The 16,089-nt window shown below is 31.2% G+C and carries 16 protein-coding genes; 8 read left to right on the plus strand and 8 right to left on the minus strand.

Annotated features, from left to right (window positions below; genetic code table 11):
- Positions 1 to 74 precede the first annotated feature (74 nt).
- Positions 75 to 572, plus strand: coding sequence for a DUF456 domain-containing protein (locus FHR24_RS01935; protein WP_167183081.1), 498 nt, complete (start codon positions 75 to 77; stop codon positions 570 to 572).
- A 154-nt stretch (positions 573 to 726) separates the two neighbouring features.
- On the opposite strand, the gene FHR24_RS01940 is transcribed toward FHR24_RS01935, so the two are convergent.
- The 6 genes from FHR24_RS01940 to mfd form a co-directional block, all read right to left on the minus strand.
- On the minus strand, positions 727 to 2,019 hold the full coding sequence (locus FHR24_RS01940) for an aminopeptidase P family protein (RefSeq protein WP_167183083.1): 1,293 nt from the start codon (positions 2,017 to 2,019) through the stop codon (positions 727 to 729).
- Between the two features lie 59 nt (positions 2,020 to 2,078).
- On the minus strand, positions 2,079 to 2,795 hold the full coding sequence (locus FHR24_RS01945) for a GNA1162 family protein (RefSeq protein ID WP_208412271.1): 717 nt from the start codon (positions 2,793 to 2,795) through the stop codon (positions 2,079 to 2,081).
- Positions 2,782 to 3,150 (minus strand): DUF4810 domain-containing protein, encoded by a 369-nt coding sequence (locus FHR24_RS01950; RefSeq protein WP_167183084.1) that lies wholly within the window; start codon positions 3,148 to 3,150, stop codon positions 2,782 to 2,784. The genes FHR24_RS01945 and FHR24_RS01950 overlap by 14 nt, the downstream gene beginning before the upstream one ends.
- 13 nt (positions 3,151 to 3,163) lie before the next feature.
- Positions 3,164 to 3,529, minus strand: a complete 366-nt coding sequence (locus tag FHR24_RS01955) for a hypothetical protein (protein ID WP_167183086.1) — start codon at positions 3,527 to 3,529, stop codon at positions 3,164 to 3,166.
- 6 nt (positions 3,530 to 3,535) lie between these two features.
- Entirely contained in the window at positions 3,536 to 4,468 is a 933-nt protein-coding gene (locus tag FHR24_RS01960; protein WP_167183088.1) for a CsgG/HfaB family protein, read from the minus strand.
- A 72-nt stretch (positions 4,469 to 4,540) separates the two neighbouring features.
- A complete protein-coding gene (mfd, locus tag FHR24_RS01965; RefSeq protein ID WP_167183091.1) occupies positions 4,541 to 7,873 on the minus strand; it encodes a transcription-repair coupling factor in 3,333 nt (1,110 codons plus the stop codon).
- 137 nt (positions 7,874 to 8,010) lie between these two features.
- On the opposite strand from mfd, the gene FHR24_RS01970 reads away from it, so the two are divergent.
- The 4 genes from FHR24_RS01970 to FHR24_RS01985 all read left to right on the plus strand — a co-directional run bounded on the left by FHR24_RS01970 (position 8,011) and on the right by FHR24_RS01985 (position 10,766).
- The gene (locus tag FHR24_RS01970) at positions 8,011 to 8,841 is read left to right on the plus strand and encodes a helix-turn-helix transcriptional regulator (protein WP_167183094.1); all 831 of its coding nucleotides are present in this window, start codon (positions 8,011 to 8,013) and stop codon (positions 8,839 to 8,841) included.
- A 113-nt stretch (positions 8,842 to 8,954) separates the two neighbouring features.
- Positions 8,955 to 9,323, plus strand: a complete 369-nt coding sequence (locus FHR24_RS01975; RefSeq protein WP_167183096.1) for a hypothetical protein — start codon at positions 8,955 to 8,957, stop codon at positions 9,321 to 9,323.
- A 154-nt stretch (positions 9,324 to 9,477) separates the two neighbouring features.
- Positions 9,478 to 9,855 carry a SpoIIAA family protein gene (locus FHR24_RS01980; protein ID WP_167183099.1) on the plus strand — a complete coding sequence of 126 codons (378 nt, stop codon included), beginning with the start codon at positions 9,478 to 9,480 and terminating at the stop codon, positions 9,853 to 9,855.
- Positions 9,856 to 9,977: 122 nt separating this feature from the next.
- Positions 9,978 to 10,766, plus strand: coding sequence for an alpha/beta fold hydrolase (locus FHR24_RS01985; RefSeq protein ID WP_167183102.1), 789 nt, complete (start codon positions 9,978 to 9,980; stop codon positions 10,764 to 10,766).
- Between the two features lie 36 nt (positions 10,767 to 10,802).
- Here the strand turns inward: FHR24_RS01985 and FHR24_RS01990 are convergent, their stop codons facing one another.
- Positions 10,803 to 11,462, minus strand: a complete 660-nt coding sequence (locus FHR24_RS01990; protein ID WP_167183104.1) for a 3-keto-disaccharide hydrolase — start codon at positions 11,460 to 11,462, stop codon at positions 10,803 to 10,805.
- Positions 11,463 to 11,547: 85 nt separating this feature from the next.
- Between FHR24_RS01990 and FHR24_RS01995 the strand changes: the two genes are divergently transcribed.
- Complete coding sequence (locus FHR24_RS01995) at positions 11,548 to 12,816, plus strand: ABC transporter ATP-binding protein (protein WP_167183107.1); 1,269 nt, start codon at positions 11,548 to 11,550, stop codon at positions 12,814 to 12,816.
- A gap of 124 nt (positions 12,817 to 12,940) precedes the next feature.
- Here FHR24_RS01995 and thiL read toward each other — a convergent pair whose 3' ends face one another.
- Positions 12,941 to 14,005 carry a thiamine-phosphate kinase gene (gene thiL, locus FHR24_RS02000; RefSeq protein ID WP_167183110.1) on the minus strand — a complete coding sequence of 355 codons (1,065 nt, stop codon included), beginning with the start codon at positions 14,003 to 14,005 and terminating at the stop codon, positions 12,941 to 12,943.
- A gap of 191 nt (positions 14,006 to 14,196) precedes the next feature.
- On the opposite strand from thiL, the gene FHR24_RS02005 reads away from it, so the two are divergent.
- The gene (locus FHR24_RS02005; protein WP_167183113.1) at positions 14,197 to 14,526 is read left to right on the plus strand and encodes a HesB/IscA family protein; all 330 of its coding nucleotides are present in this window, start codon (positions 14,197 to 14,199) and stop codon (positions 14,524 to 14,526) included.
- Positions 14,527 to 14,618: 92 nt separating this feature from the next.
- Positions 14,619 to 16,067 (plus strand): Fe-S cluster assembly protein SufB, encoded by a 1,449-nt coding sequence (gene sufB / locus FHR24_RS02010; RefSeq protein WP_167183116.1) that lies wholly within the window; start codon positions 14,619 to 14,621, stop codon positions 16,065 to 16,067.
- Positions 16,068 to 16,089: the final 22 nt, after the last annotated feature.

The following is a 16,089-nucleotide window of genomic DNA, read 5'->3' on the forward strand; positions in this document are numbered from 1 at the left end:
TGTAAACCTGTGTCGGGTCAAAAATACATTTTTTTAGGAAGATTGCTGTATATTGCTTTAAAAGAAAGGCTTTTATGGATTATATATTGTTGTTTTTTGGTTTTGTATTGGTCGTTGGAGGGATTATTGGTTCCTTTTTGCCAATTGTACCAGGTCCTCCTACAGGTTGGTTGGGTTTATTACTATTAAATTTAACAGATAAAATAACTGCTGATTGGACATTTTTAGGGATAACGTTTACAGTTGCTTTGGTTGTTTTTATGTTAGATTATGTGATTCCGGCTATAACCACTAAAAAATTTGGAGGAAGTAAATATGGAGTTTGGGGTTCTACTATTGGTTTAATTGTAGGCTTACTGTTTACTCCAGTAGGAATGATTTTAGGTTTGTTCCTGGGTGCTTTTATAGGAGAACTCATTAATGATACTAAGGATGTAAAAAAAGCAATAAAAGCTTCTTTAGGTTCTGTGTTAGGTTTCTTTTTATCTACCGGAATTAAATTTGTAGTAAGTCTGGTGTTTTTAGGGTATTTTATAAAAATAGTGATAGCATATAAAACCAGCTTCTTTTAAAGATGAGTACAAACAAAAAAAGCAACCCGTAAAAGGGAAGCTTTCCATTGGTAATTAAACCTAAAACTACAAATGTAGTTCTACAACAACAGTACAAATGTACTTTAAAAAAAATCAATATAAAAATTACCGTATTTAATATGCAAAGTAATTTTTAACAATTCATAATTTCTTCAATTTCTTCAACCTCAATAGGGATGTTAGCCATTAAATTAATAGGATCTCCATTTTTTTGAACGACAATATCATCTTCTAAACGAATTCCCAATTTTTCTTTAGGAATGTAAATTCCAGGTTCTACGGTTAGCACCATGTTCGTTTTCATTTCGTTTTCAAAATTACCGTAATCATGGGTGTCTAAACCTAAATGATGAGAGGTGCCATGCATAAAGTATTTTTTATAAGCAGGTTTTTCTTTGGTTTGGTTTTGAAGATCTACTTTGTTTAATAGTTTTAAAGTAATTAGTTCAGCAGTCATTAATTCTCCAACTTCTGTATTATAATCTTTCCATTGTAGGCCTTCTCTAATTATTTTTGTAGCCTGATTTTTTACATTTAAAACAGCTTGGTACACTGCTTTTTGTCTGTCTGTAAAACGACCGTTAGCGGGAATCGTTCTTGTTAAATCGCTAGAGTAATTTGCGTATTCCGCAGCAACATCCATTAAAATTAAGTCGCCACTTTTACATTGTTTGTTGTTTTCTATATAATGTAATACACAAGCACTGTAACCAGAAGCTACAATAGGGGTGTAGGCAAATCCTTTAGAACGATTTCTCAAAAATTCGTGCATCAATTCGGCTTCAATTTCATATTCCCACACGTTGGGTTTTACAAAATTTAAAACACGCTGAAATCCCTTTTGGGTAATGTTACAAGCGTGTTGAATTAAGGCAATTTCTATGTCTGATTTTATGCCTCTTAATTGAAATAAAATATCAAAAGAAGAAAGGTAATTGTGTCTTGGGTAATCGTTTTTTAATGTTGCAATAAATCGATCTTCACGAGTTTGCATGTATCTTGGTGCTCTCTTATGATGATTTTCATTAATATAAATGTTTTTTGCTGTAGGAATTAACTCTTTTAAAACCGTTTCCATTTCATCAAGCCAATAGACTGTAGCAATTCCAGAAACATGGGTTGCTTGTTGCTTGCTTAACTTTTCACCCTCCCAAATGGCAATTAATTCACTTGTTTCTTTTACAAACAAAATTTCTTTGTGGTTTGGGTTTATAGCGTTAGGAAATAAAACCAATACAGATTCTTCTTGATCTACTCCGCTTAAATAAAACAAATCTCTATGCTGATGAAATGGCAATGTGCTGTCTGCACCCGTTACAAAAATATCGTTAGCATTAAAAAACGCAATGGAATTTGGTTCCATTTTTTCAGTAAAACGTTTTCTGTTTTCTATAAATAATTGTGGGTTGATTGGATGGTATTTCATAAAAGTAAAGGTAAAATAAAAGCACAAAAAAACCTCTTCGGTAAGGAAGAGGTTTTTTGTTAAAATGAATTTTGTTTACGTTTGTAATCAAGAGGAATAGTTTTACTTTGATTGTCTTTAACAGTAACTTGTTCACTGCCGTCTTTTAGATAATTGTAATGATACTTTCCTTTAGGTAAACTTTCTAAAGTATAAAGGTTTGTTGCTCTAGCTACGTTCACATATTTTGTTTTAGAAGTGTTTATTGCAGTAGCGGCAATGCTTATTAAAGCACCCGCTAATCCACCTCCGCTAACATTTATTGATGTGTTAACAGAAATATCTCCTCTTCTATGATAAAGAATATTAGAATTTTTTGAAGATTTAATTGTGTATTCTATATCAACATTAATCTTACCTCCAATATGATTTTTTTTCCAGTCATGGATCGTTGTAAACAATATTAAATCAGCACCAAAAGATTCTTTAAAAATGCTTAAATCATCTCTATCTACAAATAACTCAGAATCATAAGCACTTTCTTTTTTTAAAACGTCCATCATTAAAAACTGAGGAAAAACATAATAACCGTCCTCTGCAATTTCATGGTTAAGAGTGCTGTAGAAATATTCTTTAGCTTCTACATGAGTAGATTTGTTAATAGGCGGCATTATAAGTACACTAACTGCTTTTTCGTTGTATAGGTCTTTATATGCTTCAGACTTTAAGTTAGTTGCAGCACAACTTGATAAAATAATTACACTAATAAATATGTATAAATATTTAACTATTTTCATCTTCTAATTTTTTTAATATTCTGTCAATAAATAATTTAGATTCTGGATATAATACTATCTCCTGCTTAAACATTTTAATTGCATCCTCTCTATTTCCTTTTTTTAGTAAAAAATAGCCGTAATCAGCACATATACCAGGAGCAACTTTAGATTTAATATCTCTTTTAAATCTAGGTGTTCCTTCAATTAACTCTTTAAGTGTAGCTTCAAATTTGGCTAAGGATTCTTCGTCTAAACTTTTTAAATAATCATAACTGTTCTGGTCATAATTATTCCATATGTAAAGATTCTTAGGAGTAGTACATGAAGCTATTAAAAGGGGTATAATCCCTATATAAAATAGTTTTTTTAGCATTTTTTATTTTTATTTATGGTAACACAATTGTTCTAACCTCTTGATTGTTTAAAAAAAGGATTTTTTCATATATTTTCTTTTCTTGATAAAAAACGGATATTTTGCTTTTTCCTGTAGGGACTGAAAAAACTTTCCCTTTAGATGCTTTTTTTAGTTTTTCTTTTTCAATCTTCTCGTCAGGGATTTCATCTCCTCTATTATAGGGTTTTGCATAAAAGGTATCTCCATTATTTATTTTAACATCAACTACCTGATAATTGGTGGTAGTTTCTTTAAAAACCAAAAAAGATTGATTTTCAATTCCTTTGGAAGATGTTACCGAATAGGTAGAACAACCAACAGCTAACACGGCTACTATTATTAACAATAATTTTTTCATAACATTTTATTTAATCTCTAAAACTTCATAAGTATTCAATAGGTCTTTGTTTATTGAACCTGAAACTAAGTTTACAATTGAAAATTCGCCTTCAGATTCACCTCCAGTAAAAGTAACTTCTATTTCGGCAACTTTTTTTCCAGGTAATTGAATCATTAAACCAGTTTGTGGATTTTTTAATTTTTTTCCAATAGAATTCACATTAAACCTCATTCCAGCTTTCAAATTCTGGCTTTTCCCACCAGAAATAATAATCCCGTTTTCATCATAAGAAAGTATGTATGATTTCCAAGGTCTGTCAGAGCAATTATTAATTATGTTTTCTACTAATTTTGAAATTGCTGTAGAAATAGCTTTATCTGCTAAAGAAGAATCATATCCTGCATGTTTCCCTAGGCCCATTACGTTTTTTGTGGTGGTTGATGCCTCTCCTTTTGCCTCTTCAGAGTAAATTATTTGTCCTGTACTTGCATCAATAAGTCTTAGACTGACTCCAGCTTCTACTATTTGAGATTTTGAATTCGAAAAAACATCAACATCTCCTATGTGCTTCCTACCATATTCAGTAACTGAACCTACTATTATGTAATCTGCCCCAATTTTCTGGAAATTTTGATTGTATTCATTTTCCTTTAAAACTAAATCTAAACTTTCTCTTTCCAAGAGAATAAACTTTCCGCTAGATGTTAGTTTGGTGCTTAATATATCTAAAGCTTGTTTTCCTATTGGATCGTTTTTTTTATCATAAAACAAACCTTTAGCATATTGGGTTTCGTTAGAGAAACGAGCGATAGCTACTTTTCGTTTTAAAAATTGTTGATCTATATTATTGAGTTCTACTGATTGCTGTGCGTTAATAGCAGGAGTTTGTATTATTTTTTGAGACGTGTTACAGCTTATAATTATTAGAAAGCATATTGAGTAAAATATCTTTTTCATTTAATAGTTTTTAATTATGCCGAAAAATAATTAAAACTGATAAATAACAAACCTGTGTCATTACTCAGTTTTTTATATATTCCTCAACACTTCTAAAGCTTTCTTAATACTATCAATTCTAATAAAAGTAATTAGCAATTTAAGACCTGTTTTAGTTTCTTTCTCTTTCATAACACACATTTTAGAGTTGTTTTGCACATATTTTAAAACATTGGTAAAGGCTTGTGTGGTGTAATATTCGCTTTGTTGATTGGAGACAAAATACCCAATCATGCGTTTTTGCTTTAAGACCAATTTCTCAATTCCTAATTTTTTAGCCAACCATTTTATTCTCACAGAGTCTAACAAATCTACAACCTGAGTTGGTATTTCTCCAAAACGGTCTGTTAAGTGTTTTTCAAATTCTTGTAGTTGAATTTCTTCGGTTAATTCTCCTAGTTTTTTGTACAAGGTCAATCGTTCTGAAATGGAGTTTACATAATCATCTGGGAATAAAATTTCAAAATCGGTGTCTATTTGTATGTCAGACACAAATTCTTTTTCTCCTTTTTCTTCCTCGTTGTACAAGTCTTTAAACTCGTTTTCTTTTAATTCTTTAACAGCTTCTTCTAATATTTTTTGATACGTATCAAAACCAATGTCTGTAATAAATCCGCTTTGTTCTCCTCCTAATAAATCTCCTGCTCCACGAATTTCTAAATCCTTCATAGCAATATTAATTCCGCTACCTAACTCGCTAAACATTTCTAAGGCTTGTATACGTTTACGGGCATCTTCGGTCATCATATGGTAAGGCGGACATATAAAATAACAAAATGCTTTTTTGTTAGAACGACCTACACGACCACGCATTTGGTGTAAATCAGACAATCCAAAGTTATTGGCATGGTTGATAAAAATGGTATTGGCATTAGGAACATCTAATCCAGATTCTATAATAGTGGTGGCTACTAAAATGTCAAAAGCACCTTCCATAAAGTTTACCATTACTTCTTCTAGCTTTCTACCTTCTAACTGCCCGTGTCCAATTCCAATTTTTGCATCTGGAACCAAACGTTGTAGCATTCCGGCTACTTCTTTAATATTGTCTACTCGGTTGTGAATAAAGAAAATTTGACCTCCTCTAGAAATTTCATACATCACGGCATCTCTAATAGTTTCTTCGCTAAAACTAATTACGTTTGTTTCTATGGGATGGCGATTAGGTGGTGGAGTTGCAATTACCGATAAATCTCTAGCAGCCATTAAGCTAAATTGTAGCGTACGTGGAATTGGAGTTGCGGTAAGTGTTAATGTATCTACATTTTCTTTAATGGTTTTTAGTTTGTCTTTTGCGGCAACACCAAATTTTTGTTCTTCATCTATAATTAACAAACCAAGATCTTTGTATTTAATTTTATCAGAAACTAATTGATGTGTTCCTATAATAATATCTAACCTACCTTCAGCCAAATCTTCGGTAATAATTCGTTTTTGTTTAGCCGTTTTAAAACGGTTAAGGTAGTTGATGTTTACGGGTAAATCTTCCAGTCTTTTTTTAAAAGATTTAAAGTGTTGAAATGCTAAAATAGTGGTAGGGACTAGAACAGCTACTTGCTTGCTATTGTCTACCGCTTTAAAGGCTGCACGTATGGCAACTTCTGTTTTTCCAAAACCAACATCTCCACAAACCAATCGATCCATAGGTTTATCACTTTCCATGTCTGCTTTTACATCTTGGGTAGCGGTAAATTGATCTGGAGTGTCTTCGTACATAAAACTAGCTTCTAGTTCATGTTGTAAATAACTGTCAGGATCGTATCTAAATCCTATTTGGTTTTTACGTTTTGCGTACAACTGAATCAAATCAAACGCAATTTGTTTTACTCTAGTTTTGGCTTTTTGTTTGGCTTTTTTCCATGCAGGAGAACCTAGCTTGTGTACTTTAGGTTCCTTACCATCTTTACCAGTAAATTTTGATATTTTATGAAGTGAGTGAATGCTGATGTACAATACATCTGCATCTCCGTAAATTAGCTTAATCGCTTCTTGTTTTTTTCCGTTAACGTCAATTTTTTGAAGTCCACCAAATTTTCCTATACCGTGATCTATATGCGTTACAAAATCTCCAATTTCTAAATTGTTAATTTCTTGTAGGGTAACGGCTTGTTTTTTGGCAAAACCATTTTTTAGTTGAAATTTGTTATAGCGTTCAAAAATTTGATGATCTGTATAACAAGCTATTTTATGTTGATGATCTACAAAGCCTTGGTGAATTTGAAATACAATAGTTTCATATTCTATTTCTTGCTCATGTTCACTCTCGTTAAAAATATCATGAAAACGTTGCGCTTGTTTTTCGCTAGCACAAAATAAATAATTAGTATATCCTTTTGTGGTGTTTTGTTGTAGGTTTTCTATTAATAAATTAAAGTGTTTGTTAAAAGAGGGTTGTGGTTCTGTTTGTCCGTTAATAGAGGTGGTATTACTACTGTTCTGAATAGAAATTCTATTGTAGCCTTTTAGTTGTTCTTTTATTTGAATTCCATCTAAAAATAACTCGCTAGGTAAGGTGTGGTTTAGGGTTGCTGATAAGTTTTGAAAACGAGTACTTGCTTTTTCAAACAAAGTATTTAGGTCGTTTAAAAGAATGTCCATATTGTTGGTAAAAACAATACTGTTGTTGGGTATAAATTTTAAAAAGGATTCTCTTTTTTCAGAAAACTGTTTGTTTTCCACATTGGGCATTATGTGAATTTTGTTTGGTTTTCCTGTAGATAGTTGACTTTCTACATCAAAGGTTCTAATGCTGTCAATTTCATCTCCAAAAAACTCTAAACGATAAGGTTCATCATTGGCAAAAGAAAATACATCTACAATTCCACCACGAACTGCAAATTCACCTGGTTCTGTAACAAAATCAACTCTGTTAAATTTGTACTCAAACAATACCTCATTAATAAAATCTATGCTAAATTCATCTCCTGTAGTAATTTTAAAAGTGTTGCTGTTTAGGTCTTTTTTTGTAACCACTTTTTCAAACAAAGCGTTTGGGTAGGTTACAATTATAGAGGTTTTTTTTCTAGAGTTTAATCGGTTTAAAACCTCTGCACGCATTAATACATTGGCATTGTCTACATCTTCTATTTCATAAGGTCTTCGGTACGACCCTGGATAAAATAATACATCTTTGTCATTAATTAAACGCTCTAAATCATTTAGGTGATAAGCAGCAGTTTCTTTATCGTCAAAAATAAGCAAGAAGGTTTTGTCTGTTTGTTTAAAACTTTCTGAAATAAGAAAAGATAAGGAAGCACCATTAAATTTGGTTAATATATGAACGTCTTTTTCTTTAGCAACCTGATCAATAAGTTGTTGAGTAGTACTTGCGTTTTGATATTTTTCTAAGATAGATTGAATTTTCAAGACCGAAATATTTTTTGACAAATGTAGCGTTCTATAGCATTTAATAAAAATAGAATTAGAGTTCTAATCATAATTAAAAGATTTTTTGTTTGTAAATAATAAAAGGAGTTATAAATTTAAGATTCTTAAAAAATACAATGTTAGATAAAAACTACAATCATACGATTGCTTATGTAAGCACTATTAAAAACGTATTACTAGAGCAAGAATTATTACGCTGTAATACTAGTGTTTTAAAATTGTCGAGTCTTGCAGATCGGACTCATGATTGGGAAGTTTTGCCTGATGTAATTATTTTTGATGATGTGCATTTGGATAATTGGAAGGATGAATGGGAGTGCGTAAAGCAAAGTAGTTTGTTAAAAGCGATCCCTTGTTTGTTGCTAACAAATTTTACAAAAGAAGAGCAGGGGCTAATTAATTTTTTAAAAGATGGACTTTATGGTTATGTTTTTAATTCTAAAATAACTTTGTTAGTTCCTTTGTGTACGTCTGCTATAGTACAAGGGCAAAAAATAAAAAATGAACAATTAAAAGTAAATGAATTAAATAGGGTTTTAAGCACCAATTATTTAGTAATAGATGCTAAGAATACATTGTTGGATGATATTAAAAAAAAAATAGACAAGTTTATAGATAGTGAAAAACAAATGTTGCTTTCTGATGTGAAAGAATTATCTAGAAAAATTGATCAAAAAATTAAAAAAGAATATCACTATCAACTGTTTAAAATTCATTTTGAAGAAGTCCATCCTCTTTTTTATAAAAAACTATTAAAAATTGATCATACACTAACAGATTATAACCTAAAATTTTTAGCTTTTTTAAAAATGGGATTTAATAATAATGAAATCTCTTTCTTGTTAAATATATCTATAGCTGCAGTAAAAAAAACAATTCAAAGAATAAAGCCTAAATTAAAATTAAAAGGCAAAGATTCTATTAGAGAATTTGTGTTTGGCTTATAGAATTGTGTTAGGGAGACATTTGGGATACATTAGTAAAACTCTTAATTAAAGAAATAAAATTTTATTCAAAAAAAACTAGCTTTATACTATTAAGTGTAAATTAATATGTGCTGTTGGGAGAAGAAGTATCGTGGAGAGTTAAAAACAATAATAAGTTTCTAAAAGTAGATTTTTCTAATGTTAAAAGCGATGTAGCTGCAGTTTTGGTGGCAAAAAACGCTTTTAATTCCTGTATACCTTGTGAAAATAAAACTGTACGAGCTTTGGTAGTTGTAAATGGTGGTCAAATTACTCCAATGGCTATGCGAGAGATAATGGAGATGGGAAAAAATGTTCAAGACAAATTAAAAAAATCTGCTATTGTAGGAGTTGTCGGAATGTTGTCTCTGTTATTTAGAATTTACATGTCTTATACAGGTAGTAAACTCCGTTTTTTTACAGATGAGAGTGCTGCTTTAGAATATATTTTATCAGACAATTAAAATACCAATACAAAATATCTACCCCTATTTATTATGGTATTTGTGCCCAGTCTATTTTTGTAGATTGGGCTTTTTTTATAGGTTCACTATTAATATTTTTGTAAACTAAGCAAGTTTGTCCTAGGATGAAAAGGGTTTAGAATTATAAATTATTATGATTGATTACAAAGATTATTCTTATTGGGCGGTTTATAACAATGTAAAATATTTGTTAATAGATTTTAGAAATGTTACTGATGATGATTTGGGAATTCGTATTTTAAATAATGCTTATGATAAATGCTCGACTAGTCCTGATAAGAGTGTGATTATTTTAGGATTGGTTAAAGGAGCAAGATTAACTCCTTCTGCATTGCGAAAATTAATAAAAACAGGTGTTGATGTTCAGCCAAAAATAAAAAAATCTGCAGTTGTTGGTGCTGTAGGAATCATACCCTTGTTGTTTCGTGTATATATATCTTATACAGGAAGTAAAGTAAAGTTTTTTACAAGTGAGGAGGCTGCTCTAAATTATCTGTTATCAAGAACTTAAAAGTGATAATAAGATGGTTGTTAAGAGTGTTTGTCTTTTATTCTGTTTATTCAGTTACTACCTAGGCCTAATCTATTGATAGCTTATTTTTTTTATAGGTCTACTATTAATATTTTTGTAGTATGAGCACATTTATTACCTACAAAAATACTCCAATACACTATACCCAATCTGGTAAAGGAACTACAATTGTTTTATTACATGGTTTTTTAGAAAATGTTACTATGTGGCAAAGTTTAGAAAAGATATTAAACATTAAATTTAGAGTAGTTTGTATAGATTTATTGGGGCACGGACAAACAGAAAGTTTAGGTTATGTGCACACAATGACAGAAATGGCAGAGGCTGTAAAAGCAGTGTTGGATGTGTTAAATATCCGTAGATCTTTTTTTGTGGGGCATTCTATGGGTGGTTATGTGGCTTTGGCTTTTGCCGATATGTATCCCGATAATGTAAAAGGGTTGGTGTTGTTAAATTCAACTGCCAGACCAGATTCCGAAGAGAAAAAAATTGGGAGAGATAGAGCTATTGCTGTGGTAAAAGAAAATCACAAATCTTTTATTAGAACTTCTATTCCTATGTTGTTTCGTTCTAAGTGTAGAAAAATTTATGCAGATGAAATTGCAAAGGTTAAAAAAGAAGCTTTAAAAACATCAAGACAAGGTATTATAGCGGCTTTGGAAGGAATGAAGCTTAGATTGGATAGAGAGGTTCTATTGCATTTTGGACCGTATCCATCGTTGTTAATTTTAGGAAAAAAAGATCCCGTATTAAATTATAATGATTTGATAGAGCAAACACATAGCGCAAAAACGGAATTGATAGAATTAGAGAACGGGCATATGAGTTTGATAGAAGATAAAGAAAAGGCAGAGCAAGCTATTTTAAACTTTGTAAAAACTCACCTTTAATTTTTTTTGATGAGCTTTCACAAAATTTATAGGTTATTACAATTCAACTATCTGTAAGTTTTTCCATTGTACAGTTAGGTGTTCTTTAGTTCCTAATTTATTTTTAGAAATAGCATGTACTTGCAAACCAATATGACCTTTTGGGTGTGATTTATAAGCTTCTTCATCGGTTAAATCTTCTATAAGATGACCGTTAATATACGTTTTAATTTGAGCTCCTTTGGCTATTATTTTGTATTGGTTCCATTTTTCAATCTTAAAGTAATTGTGGGGATTTCTGTTTTGTGATCTCCAACCATTTCCCATAGACTCTCCATAAACATAACCAGAAACCCCATCTTTAGATTCTATTTCTACCTGAGGTCCATAAAATCTCCCTGCTGCTAATTTCCCTTCAGAAGTTTCTCTTTGTCTAGATCTAATCTGAACTCCAGAATTTAAAGCTGCATCTACTTTTACTTCAAAAGTTAATTTAAAATCACCATAGGTTTTTTTAGTAGCTAAAAAAGTATTAGGACTCTGTAATGCGGTGTGCCCTGTTATAATTCCGTCTTTGGTGGTATAGGTTGCTTTTCCTCCTTCAATAGTAAAATCATTTAAGTTTTTTTGATTGTAGAAAGGTGTTCGTTTTTGCGCAAAAAAAACGGTGTTGATGCTAAGGCATAAAAGAATGTATAGAGCAGTTCTATTTTTCATAAAATTTAGAAATTTAATTTGGTTGTTAAAATAAGATAATATTTGATAGTTTGTATCTTTAAAAATAATTTAGACTGTATAGCATATGAATCACATTGCCGTTTTTAATAAATCTACAGGGCAAACTAATTTTATTAAAAATTTATTAGCTGGGAATGAGCAGAATCTATTTCCTGAATTTAAGAATAAGAAAGGAGCTTTATTTAGTTCTTCTGTATTAGAAAAATACATTAAAGAGGAATTGCATCATGATGATTTTACGTTGACAAGTAATTGTGTAGACGGGAATGGAAATATAAGGAGTTTAACTTCTTTTTCTAGCGGTCAACAAAAAAAAATGTTATTAGATTTTTTGATTAAAAATTCTGACAATCATAAAGTTGATTTTTTAGTGTTAGACAAACCTTATGATTGTTTAGATGTAGAAAAACAAGCGGAATTATCTGAGTATTTAATCGAAATTTCAAAAACAATAACTTTAGTTCAGGTCTTTAAAATTAGAGATGAGGTTCTTCCTTTTATTGGTGAAGTTTATTTAGTAGCTGATGAATGTATTGAGTTTAAAGGAGATTTAAAAAAATACGATAGTTATTTTTTTAAGCAGCAAAAACCATATCAATTTAAAGGAGATCTTCCTGGCGGTCTGCACAAAATTGAAGTCACAAATCCGTTGGTAAAATTTACGGATGTAAATATTTTTTATGAGCAAACAAGACAAATAGTAAACAATATTAATTGGGAAATTAACAAAGGAGAGTTTTGGCATTTAAAAGGACCTAACGGAGCAGGAAAAACAAGTTTATTAACCATGATTACAGGTGACAATCCCAAAGCTTTTGGAGAAAATATTATCTTGTTTGGTAAATTAAAAGGAAGTGGAGAAACTGTTTGGGATCTTAAAAAAAAGATAGGTTATTTTTCTCCTAGTTTAACTCAGTTTTTTGGGAAATTATTTACGGTTCAGCACATGGTGTTGTCTGGTTTTTACGATTCTGTAGGGTTGTATGAAACGCCCACGGGGCATCAAATTAACGAAGCAGATAAGTGGTTAGATTTGGTAGGTTTAAAAGATAAAAAACAACATTATTTTGTGCGTTTGTCTCCAGAATTACAACGAATTGTATTAATTATTCGTGCTATGGTAAAACAACCTCCTTTGCTTATTTTAGATGAACCTACAAATGAGCTAGATGATTATGCAACGGCAATGTTAACGGCTTTTATCAACAAAATTCATAAAGAAACCAATACCGCTATTTTATATGTTTCTCATAGAATTTTACAAGGTTTGCAACCGGATAAAATATATCAATTAATTCCTACTGAAAATGGTTCTGTAGGAAAAGTACTTTAAGCCATTAAAAAAAGAAACCCTTTAGCTTAGTTAGACTAAAGGGTTTTGCTATAGCAATTGCTATAGATATGTTTTCATAGTTATTGTTAGGACACTGTTTTATGCAACAGGTCACAAAAAAAAACTATTCTTCTTTGTCTTTATCCAGTAATGCATTCCAACCTTGTGCTGTTAACGGTACAGATTGATTGGCACCACGAGTTATCAAATTCATTCCGCTATTTGCATCTGTCATATGACCAATTACAGTTAAATGCGGATTTCCTTTAATTTTGTCAAAATCACTTTGTGTAATGGTAAATAGCAACTCGTAATCTTCACCCCCGCTTAGCGCTACAGTTGTACTGTTTAAATCAAACTCTTCACAAACAGAAATTACTTGTGGGTCTAAAGGAATTTTTTCTTCGTATAAATTACACCCTACTTTAGATTGCTTACAAAGGTGTATGATTTCAGAAGATAAGCCATCAGAAATATCTATCATAGAAGTAGGTACAACATCTAAGTCGCTTAAAATTCTAACAATATCTTTTCTGGCTTCAGGTTTTAGCTGTCTTTCAATTAAATACGTATAAGCATCTAAGTCTGGTTGATTGTTTGGGTCAACTTCAAAAACTTGTTTTTCACGTTCTAATACCTGAAAACCTAAATATGCAGCTCCTAAATCTCCAGAAACTACCAGTAAATCATTTTCTTTAGCGGTATTTCTATACGTTATTTTTTTAGCATCAGAATGACCAATAGCAGTTACGCTAATTAGTAAACCGGTGGTAGATGATGTGGTGTCTCCACCAATCAAATCAATGTTATATTTTTCGCAAGCCAATAAAATTCCGCTATACAATTCTTCTACGGCTTCTAAAGGAAATCGGTTAGACAGAGCAATAGATACAGTAATTTGAGAAGCATCAGCATTCATAGCATATACGTCAGATAAATTCACCATAACAGCCTTGTATCCTAAATGTTTTAAAGGCATATAGGATAAGTTAAAATGAACACCTTCTACCAATAAATCTGTAGTTATTAAGGTTTTTAATCCGTTAGCATCCAATACCGCACAATCATCTCCTACTGCTTTTACTGTAGAGGTGTGGTTTATTTTAAAATGTTCGGTTAAGTGTTCAATCAATCCAAATTCACCCAAACTAGCGATGTCTGTTTTTTGTGGAGTTTTATCTTCTAACATTTGCTCTTACTTTGAAAGGTTTATGTATTAAAACTACTAATAGTTTATAAAGAACATTAATAGCGGTTGCAAAGATACATTTTACATTGATGAAGTCTATGGTGTAATAAATATTATTAATCAAGGCATATGATAAAAATCAGTTTTAAATTGGTAAATTTGCAGACGTTTATATTTAAACTAATAAAGTTATGATAAAAGTATCAGACATAGCAAAAAAAAAGGTAGTAGAATTAATGACCGATGATGGTTATGATGCTATCAATGATTTTGTAAGAGTAGGAGTAAAGAGTGGTGGTTGTTCTGGATTATCGTATGATTTAAAATTTGATAAAGAAGAACAAGAAGGAGATAAAGTTTTTGTAGACAATGGAGTAAAATTAATTGTTGATAAAAAAAGCTTTTTGTACCTAGTTGGAACTACTTTAGAGTATTCTGGAGGATTAAATGGAACAGGATTTGTTTTTAACAACCCTAATGCCAATAGAACTTGTGGATGCGGAGAGAGTTTCTCTTTGTAAACGCTGAACACTAAAATATTTAGAAAAAAGTGAAATAAGATAAATTTGAGAAAGTCTTAAATTTTGACGATTAAATCTTTAATTACGAAGTAATGAGTAAATATACTGAAGACGATTTAAGAGAAGAGTTAAAAACCCAAGAGTATGAATATGGATTCTATACTTATTTGGATGCTGAAACTTTTCCTAAAGGATTAAATGAAGATGTAATTCGTGCTATTTCTGCAAAAAAGGAAGAGCCAGAATGGATGACGGAATGGAGATTAGATGCTTTTCGTAAGTGGGAAGCTATGGAAGAGCCAGAGTGGGCTAACGTAACTTATGAAAAACCAAATTTTCAAGAAATTAGTTACTATTCTGCACCTAAAAAAGCAGACCCTAATAAAAGCTTAGATGATGTAGATCCTGAGTTGTTAGAAATGTATAGAAAATTAGGGATTTCTGTAGATGAACAGAAAAAACTACAAAACGTTGCTGTAGACATTGTTGTAGATTCAGTTTCTGTAGCTACTACATTTAAAAAGACTTTAAACGAAAAAGGAATTATTTTTTGTCCAATTTCTGAAGCGATAAAAGAGCATCCAGAATTGGTAAAGAAATACATGGGTTCTGTAGTTCCTAAAACAGATAACTTTTATGCAGCCTTAAATTCAGCTGTTTTTACAGATGGATCTTTTTGTTACATTCCAAAAGGAGTTACTTGTCCTATGGAATTGTCTACTTATTTTCGTATTAACGAAGGAGGAACAGGGCAATTTGAACGTACTTTGGTAGTTGCTGATGAAGGTTCTTTTGTTAGTTATTTAGAAGGATGTACTGCACCAAGTAGAGATGAAAATCAATTGCACGCAGCGGTAGTTGAGTTAGTAGCTATGGACGATGCAGAGATTAAATATTCTACAGTTCAAAACTGGTTTCCAGGAGATAAGAATGGAAAAGGAGGAGTGTTTAACTTTGTAACTAAGCGAGCGGTTTGTGAAACCAATGCAAAAGTGTCTTGGACACAAGTAGAAACAGGTTCTGCCGTAACATGGAAATATCCTTCTTGTATTTTAAAAGGAGATAATTCTACAGGTGAATTTTATTCTATTGCAGTTACTAATAATTATCAGCAAGCAGATACAGGTACTAAAATGATACACTTAGGTAAAAATACCAAGAGTACTATTATTTCTAAGGGTATTTCTGCAGGTCATTCTCACAACAGTTACCGTGGTTTGGTTAAGGTAAATTCTAAAGCCGAAAATGCTCGTAACTTTTCACAATGTGATTCTTTATTAATGGGAGATTTGTGTGGAGCACATACGTTTCCTTATATAGAGGTTAAAAATAAATCGGCACAAATAGAACACGAGGCTACAACAAGTAAAATTGGAGAAGATCAATTATTCTATTGTAACCAAAGAGGAATTGATACAGAAAAAGCCATTGCATTAATTGTAAACGGGTTTAGTAAAGATGTACTAAATAAATTACCAATGGAATTTGCTGTAGAAGCACAAAAATTATTAGAAATCAGTTTAGAAGGATCGGTAGGATAAACCGAATATTTTTTGTTAGGTG

The sequence above is a fragment of the Wenyingzhuangia heitensis genome (assembly GCF_011762155.1).
Classification (GTDB): domain Bacteria; phylum Bacteroidota; class Bacteroidia; order Flavobacteriales; family Flavobacteriaceae; genus Wenyingzhuangia; species Wenyingzhuangia heitensis.